The sequence below is a fragment of the Bacteroidota bacterium genome (assembly GCA_026391695.1).
Taxonomy (GTDB): Bacteria; Bacteroidota; Bacteroidia; order Bacteroidales; family JAGONC01; genus JAPLDP01.
The window spans coordinates 1-8044 of record JAPLDP010000011.1 but is presented as its reverse complement, the minus strand read 5'-3'; the positions used below and the strand labels follow the sequence as shown (position 1 = coordinate 8044).

Below are 8044 nucleotides of genomic sequence, written 5' to 3'. Positions count from 1 at the left end.
TGGGCGTAGCAATGCCTCCAACAATAAGAATAGAATGAAATTATATATACATAAGCTATATTTGTGGTGCCAAAAGAAATTTTGAAGCTCTTATTTTGTTACTAATGAATGATATACAAAATTCAACTGTTAAAGATGAGTATAAATAACAAAATTGAGGCAAATGGAGATTATTCCTATGCAGGAGGAGCAACTTTCGGGTGGGTACAATTATCATTTAAAAATAATGTAGTAACGGGGAATGAAAACTTTAATTCAGGCGGACAGAAAGATTATGGCGGGGGGATTTGTGCCTGGTATCTGGTTGATGGTTCATCGATTTCGAATAATATTTTTTCTGATAATAAAACCAGTGGCTATGGCGGTGCAGTTATGATTGCTCAGACACAAAACTGGCATGTCATTGAAAACAATTACTTTTTGAATGACTCAGCCAAGTTCGGTGGAGCTATTTGGTCCTCTTACAGCACCCTGATTTTGCAAAATAATGTCTTCTCCGGCAATCAGGCAGGTGTGTCAGGCGGCGCTTTATTTTTAGATGGAAGTGATAACCCAATCCAGCATTCCTCATGCATTGTCAATAATTCCTTTTCACATAACACGGCCCAGATGGGTGGTGCTATCAGTTTAAACTTCGTTAATCCACTCATTTTTAATTCGATCTTTTGGGAAGACGAGGCTCCTTCCGGTGCTGAGATCAGGGGAAATTGTTATCTTATTGAGGTTGCGTACAGTAACATTGATACTAACTTAATCTATATACCTGGAAATGGACTCATCACCGGGGATGGTATCATGAATTACAATCCGCAGTTCAGTGATACTGTATTACTCACCCTGGAGGTTGCAAGTGAATGCATTAACATGGGAATTGGAGAATATACCTGTCATGGAAATACACGATATGCCCCTCTGTATGATATCAATGGTGATGCCAGGCCACTGAACGATGCCTTTGACATGGGTGCGTATGAAGTTCTGATAGATGGATATCCCAAACCGGTATCAAGTCCATCTTCGATGAATCAAAAGAATTATCCAGATCCTTTTAAAGATTATACCTGGCTGACCTTTGATATTGCACGGCAGTCACCTGTTAAAGTGATGATTTATGATATAAGGGGAAATCTTTTGCAGACTGTATGCGATGATATAATGGATCCGGGGAAGAAAGTCATTAAAGTGCAAATGGCTGGATATCCTGCAGGTATTTTCTTTTACCGCATTCAGGCCGGAACCATGCAGGCGACCGGGAAGATGGTATTGATGAAATAACTGCCCCACCCCTTCCCCTCCCCAATTGGGGCGGGGAGAAGGGGAGAGGTAAAAACATAAACCTATGAAAACCAAATCAATTTTACTCTTTTGCATTCTTATTACTTCCTCTGTGTTTAGCACAGCACAGGAAAGAAATGAAAGTGAACCGAAGTACATTATTCTGATTCCCGACCTTAATGACAATAAAACCGACTTCATCCAAAAGGCTGGGATTGCCCTGATGTTTCACGACATGAAACCCGAAGCTCAGGCTATTGTGACCATCAGCCAGGCTGAATTTCTCATGCACAAAGGATTTGATGTACGCGTCGTTTCACCTGCACCTCTGTCAGTGGATCCTGAATATCATACATTTGATGAGTTGTGGTTTTATCTCGATTCTATTGCCACGGTCCACCCTGACATTGTCACTCTCGATACGCTGGGATTCAGCCATGTCATGCATTTACCCATACCGGTACTAAAAATTTCCGACAACCCGCAACTTGAGGAAGATGAGCCTGCCATCCTTTACGACGGCATGCATCATGCCCGTGAACCTGTGGCAATGGAATGCTGTCTGAAGATCATCGGCTACCTGGTCTCCAATTATGCGACCGACCCGGTGGTCGCACAGTGGGTCGACTATTCCGAAATTTTTGTCGTACCCTGCATGAATCCCGATGGATGGAATTATGTCGTTGACAGCTCATTAGTCTACCCATGGTGGAGAAAAAACCTGCACGACAACAATGGGAATGGCTTGTTTGATCCATATTTCGATGGCGTAGACCTCAACAGGAACTACGACTTCTGGTGGGAATATGGCGATCCGCAGCCTTCTAGTGAAACCTATAGGGGCCCAGCGCCATTTTCCGAAATGGAAACTATGGCAAAACGCGATTTTATCCTCACACATAAACCGGTCATGTCCATCACTTATCATTCATATGGCGAAATCGTGTACTATGTGAAGTATATGGGCTATTCCAATTCGCCTGACTGGGCACTCACGTACACGATTGCCAACCAGATAGCAGGTATGATCCCATCATTAGGTGGAACCCATTATTTTGCCGGAGCTATTGACGGAACAGAAAGCCAGAGCCCGAACTGGAGTTATCAATCAACCGGTACGTTGGAATTTCTTATTGAAACCGCCGATGTTTTTATTCCCTCCGGCACCATAGGGCAGCAGGTTGCTGCCGATAACCTGAATGGCGCCCTGTACTTACTGGAAAGGGCTTTTAAAGGAGGCATCACAGGGCACATAAAGGATGCTGAAACAGGTGAACCTATTGCTGCCACTGTCAGAATTGTTGAAATAGACAATGAGCTTGTCGCGCCACGCACATCCGATAGCCTCTATGGCCGCTATGACCGTCTGCTGCTCCCGGGAACATATACGGTTCAGGCTTTTGCTGAAAATACTGATACAGTTACTATTACTAACGTGGAGGTCGGAAGTGATACCCTGGCGGTTGTGGATATCAATTTATTACATGTCGTTGGCATGGATGAACAGGCTGGCACCGGTCTGCGAAATAAATTGATTGTGGAAGCATATCCAAATCCAGTATCTGATCAGGTTACTTTTTCATTTAAACTTTTAGAGGATAATTATGTGACTCTAACTATTTATAATTCTATCGGGCAGCAGGTCGGCGTGCTGGTGAATGAGAAACAAACAAGAGGCACTCACCAGGTGCAATGGAATGCGCAAGGATTGCAGGCAGGAGTATATTTCTATCACCTATCGCCAACCGTCAACCGGCAACCGGCAACCGGAAAAATAGTGGTTGTAAAGTAACAATGCTGCGATGTAATGAAATGATGAAAACAATTGACCTCAGACATGTCATTTTTCTTTGAAACCGCAGAGAACGCAGAGGAGGCGCCAAGAACGCAGAGGCTAAAATACGAAATCAACTCTTACGTCCTCTGCGCTTTCTTGGCGATCTCTGTGGTTTAATTTGCAAAGCCCCATGAAATCACATACATTTGTGAAAGATACCGGTCTGGATATGTTACGCACGATCATTATCGATGATGAAGCGCTTGTGAGGGATACGCTGAGCAAGCTTTTGCATGCCTGCTGTCCGAATGTGAAAATCATTGGTCTTGCCGATGGAGTGGAATCTGGTATAGCAACAATCCGAAAGCATCATCCTGACCTGGTACTGCTGGATATCAAAATGGACGACGGGACGGGCTTTGATCTGTTAAAAGCGATGGAACCTGTCAACTTTAAAGTGATATTTATCACTGCCTATGAGCAATTTGCTGTCAAAGCATTCAAATTCAGCGCGCTGGACTACCTTCTCAAGCCAATCGATCCCGAAGAGTTGACCGAAGCTGTTAACAGGGCAGAGCAGGTCCGTCAGCAGGAATTCCATACCCAGTTAAATACTTTGGAAGAGAACCTGGCCAGCCAGAGTAATAAAAATCGCAAGATCATCCTGAAAACCAGCGATAATATTTACCTGATCCGGGTTCAGGATATATCGTACATTGAGTCGGATGGAAGCTATGCGTTCGTTTATCTACATAATGGTAACAGAATTCTTGTTTCCAGAAACCTCAAAGAATTCGAAGAGCTTCTCATCGACCATGGCTTTTATCGTGTTCATAAATCCTTTCTTATCAACTTAACCCATATAGCACGTTTTGAGAAAGGCGAAGGCGGTTACCTTATCCTTGACAATGAAAGCAAGGTGCCGGTAGCATCACGGAAACGGGAGGAATTGCTGGAGATGTTCAGCAGGCTGAGTGAATAAGGTTGACAGTTGGCAATAAGCGAATGACAGCAAAGTTTAATGACCATAATTGACAGCGAAGCATAATGACCATTTATGACAATGATTAATGATCAGTGAACAATGATCAATATGAGGTTTCTAATGGCAATCAATGACAGCATAGCGTAATGACAATGAAGCGAGTTATTTTTTTGTTTTTATTGTATTTTTCTTGCTCCATCGTGTTTTGCCAGATCCCGAATCAGACCCGGCAAAAGGCGGTCGACAGCCTGTTTAACCTGTTACCGATGGCTGAAGGTACCACAAAGGCCGATCTGTTGAACCATCTTTCCCTTCAGCTGGCCCCGCGCAGTTTCGATTCCAGCTTTCGGTTTGCTACTGAGGCCCTTCAGTTGTCAGAAAAACTTGAATATCCCCGTGGAGAAGGAATGGCTACCTTCAATATTGGAAATAGTTATTACTTCAAGTCTGATATTAAAAATGCCCTGACTAACTATCTTTCTGCTTTGCGAATGCTTGAACCTTTCGAACCAGCCAGAGAGATTGGTGATCTTCTACTGATGTTAGGTTCCATTAACGAATATGTGCGCAATACCGAAAAAATGTTTGACTATTATAATCGAGCGGTAAGGAATTTTTTGGCCGCCAGCGATACTTCAGCAGCAATGTTAGTTTATATGACACTTGGCTGTGCTTATGGATATAAACTCCAGACCCTGGCACAAATTGATTCTCTTTCTATCGAAGAGGTAAATATGATGATGGACAGCGCTATCGCATATAATAACATGGCTCTCGATTATTATTTAATTCCTCATGTGGACTATAAATGGGCACCCGTTGAAGTATGGTTAACCAATATTTATAATTATCATGGATGCTATTATCAGGCTAAAGGCGACTCCCTGGCGCTGTTTTATTACCTAAAAGCGTTTGAACAATCAAGAGCGATTAAGGATACTATTAGCAGGAATTTCCTGGAAGGATTAATGTGTGCAAACCTCGGTTATAACTATTATTTCCAAATGAACTATCCTGACAAGGGCTATAAATATGCCAAAGAAGCTATTGAACTATTAAAAAAAACAGGACGCTACGACATCTATGCCGGTTCTTTATCAATACTCGGCCAAATAGAACTGGACCAAGGACGTTTCGGGAGAGCTGAGATGTATTTACTTCGGGCGCTGAATGTTAGCGATACTTTCCTCCTCAAGATTGACCAAATAGATGAACCAGATCCCACTATCAGACTTTGGAGCGTTACCCAAATACGCTCACAGCGGGTAATAATGTTCAGCCATTTGGTCCGGCTGTTTGAGCTGACTGGTGATTTAAAAAACGCATTGTTGTATCAGAAAAAACTGGAAGAAGGAAAGAGTTTACAGTCGCAGGATGAACTGACCAGGCAGATTATCGGCCAGCAGGCGGATCATGAGGATGAATTAAAAAGGCAGGAGATCAGCAGTTTGGTGAAAGACAATGAGTTTCGTCGCTTAAAGCTTAACCAGACCAGGATTTTGCTTGTTTCTGTCAGCTGTATATTCCTGATTATTTTGTTGATTGTTGTGCTTTGGATCCAGCATAAGAGATACAGGGCAGACCATAAAGCTCTCGTCCTGGAGCAAAAGCTTCTCCGCTCCCAGATGAATCCCCATTTCATATTCAACTCCCTGGCCAGCATACAGAACTTTATCCTGAACCAGCAGGCGGATAATGCGAGTATATTCCTTACCCGGTTCTCAAAATTGCTGCGCAATGTACTGGATAACTCAGCTCAGGAATACGTTCCGCTGGAGAAAGAGATCAGCACCATCGAGAATTACCTGGCACTTCAAAAGATCCGTTTTGGGAATAAGTTTGAGTATGCGATTGATGTGGATGATGCACTCGATCCTGAGTCGGTCATGATCCCGCCCATGCTGGCTCAGCCGTTCATTGAGAATTCGATTGAGCATGGTATCAAACATAAAAAAAACATAGGCCATATCAATATCCAGTTTAAGCAAGTGGGCAACATGATCCATTTTGAGGTGGAAGACGACGGAGTTGGCCGTGAGAAAGCCCGTGAGGTGGAGATCCAGCAACAGAAAGACCATCTTTCCATGGCCACCTCCATCACCCGCGAACGGCTGGTAAACCTGAATAAAAAACTTAAGAAAAAAATCAGCCTCGACATCATCGATCTCTTTACTGAATCGGGCGAAGCCTGCGGAACAAAGGTAATGTTTGGAATACCCATCGCATCGCGATAAATCCCAAATACCAAATTCCAAAATCCAAATAAATCACAACTTACAAATCCCATTACTCAAACTGTTTGAAAACTTAGATTTTGGGATTTGGAACTTGTTTGGTATTTGGAATTTGGAGTTTGGGATTTTATCAGTAGGTTGGTCCCTTTTGAAAAAATTGACAGGACTATTCTGCTGATCAGAGGGAATAAAGTGATGCTTGACTCGGATCTTGCTCTAATATACGGAGTCAAAACCTTTCGATTGAACGAGCAAGTTAAACGAAACAAAACATAGGATAAAATACCAAATACCAAATTACAAATACCAAATTACAAATAAATCACAAATTTCAAATTCCAACTCTCAAACTGTTTGATATTTTGGATTTTGTAATTTGGAACTTGTTTGGTATTTGGTGCTTGTATTTTGGAATTTGTTTTCGTTTGGATGGGATTATTGTTAATTTTAGTATTATGTCGATAAAATTCGACAAAAATGCGTATATTTGTCGGTTAAAACCACTAAAATGATTAATAGAATACTGGAGGATCTGATCAGTAGCAGGTTATTTACTGGTAAGACAATTCTTTTACTTGGTCCGAGGCAGGTCGGTAAAACCACCCTGATGAAAAGTATTCAGCAAAAATTTACGGGGAAAACTCTATGGCTTAATGCCGACAATCCTGAGGACCGGGAACTTCTAAACGGCATCAACTCTACCAGGGCTCAAGAACTTTTCACTCCTGGTATGTTAATAATCATTGATGAAGCACAAAGGCTAGAAAACTCGGGATTGACCTTGAAAATCATTCATGATAATTGCCCTGAGATTCAATTGGCTGCAACTGGTTCAAGTACTTTTGAACTTACAGATAAAATCAAGGAGTCACTCACCGGAAGAAAATGGACATTTAATCTTTTTCCGATATCACTGGCAGAATTTGCTAATCATACGAATAAACTTGACTTGGTCCGGTCGGTGGAAACCCGTATGATATACGGTTCATATCCGGAGGTAATCAATCGTGCAGGGAATGAAAGGGACGTTTTAAATGAATTAATTTCGGATTATTTATACAAAGATGTTTTTGCCCTTAAAGAAGTCAGGAGACCTGATATCCTGGAAAAACTTGTTAAAGCACTTGCCTTCCAGATAGGAAATCAGGTTTCAAACCGTGAACTGGCTAACCTGGTGCAAGCCGATAAGGAAACCGTTGAAAGGTATATCTATTTGTTAGAGGAAGCCTTTATTATTTTCCGGTTGAATTCGTTTTCCAGGAACCTGAGAAGCGAACTCAGGCAGTCGAAGAAAATTTATTTTTTCGATAATGGAATAAGGAATGCTGTCATCAATCAGTTTAACCCTTTATCATTGCGTAATGATACAGGAGCTTTGTGGGAGAACATGATGATATCAGAGCGGTTGAAAAATAATGAGTACCAGAGACTTTTCAAAAACGTCTATTTCTGGCGCACAAACCGACAGCAGGAAATCGATTACCTCGAAGAATTTGACGGGAAACTTTATGGCTATGAATTTAAATGGCAGGAAACAAAAAAAGCCAGGGCCGCTGCTATCTTTTTATCTGCCTATCCCGACGCTGAAATTATCGTTGTCCATAAAGATAATTTCCTGGAGTTTATTTTTAGTTAATCATAGATTTTCACGTTAGTAATTACCCGTATTTTTATTACCTTGATTTACCCTTTTATTATTGCTTACGCTCAGATATACAATAAGATATCGCATTTACCCGTCCGTCTTCTTATTTCTGTATACGGCATATTAAA

6 protein-coding genes are annotated in these 8044 nt (G+C 41.8%); all 6 read left to right on the top strand.

Going from position 1 to position 8044, the window contains the following annotated elements; genetic code table 11:
• The first annotated feature begins 135 nt into the window (after positions 1–135).
• The 6 genes from NT175_00230 to NT175_00205 all read left to right on the top strand — a co-directional run bounded on the left by NT175_00230 (position 136) and on the right by NT175_00205 (position 7907).
• Positions 136–1275 (top strand): hypothetical protein, encoded by a 1140-nt coding sequence (locus NT175_00230; protein MCX6233140.1) that lies wholly within the window; start codon positions 136–138, stop codon positions 1273–1275.
• Between the two features lie 64 nt (positions 1276–1339).
• Complete coding sequence (locus tag NT175_00225) at positions 1340–3067, top strand: M14 family zinc carboxypeptidase (GenBank protein MCX6233139.1); 1728 nt, start codon at positions 1340–1342, stop codon at positions 3065–3067.
• 175 nt (positions 3068–3242) lie between these two features.
• Complete coding sequence (locus NT175_00220; protein ID MCX6233138.1) at positions 3243–4034, top strand: LytTR family DNA-binding domain-containing protein; 792 nt, start codon at positions 3243–3245, stop codon at positions 4032–4034.
• 155 nt (positions 4035–4189) lie between these two features.
• The gene (locus tag NT175_00215) at positions 4190–6271 is read left to right on the top strand and encodes a histidine kinase (protein MCX6233137.1); all 2082 of its coding nucleotides are present in this window, start codon (positions 4190–4192) and stop codon (positions 6269–6271) included.
• A gap of 138 nt (positions 6272–6409) precedes the next feature.
• Positions 6410–6547, top strand: coding sequence for an ORF6N domain-containing protein (locus NT175_00210; GenBank protein MCX6233136.1), 138 nt, complete (start codon positions 6410–6412; stop codon positions 6545–6547).
• 232 nt (positions 6548–6779) lie between these two features.
• Positions 6780–7907, top strand: coding sequence for an ATP-binding protein (locus tag NT175_00205; protein MCX6233135.1), 1128 nt, complete (start codon positions 6780–6782; stop codon positions 7905–7907).
• Positions 7908–8044 lie beyond the last annotated feature (137 nt).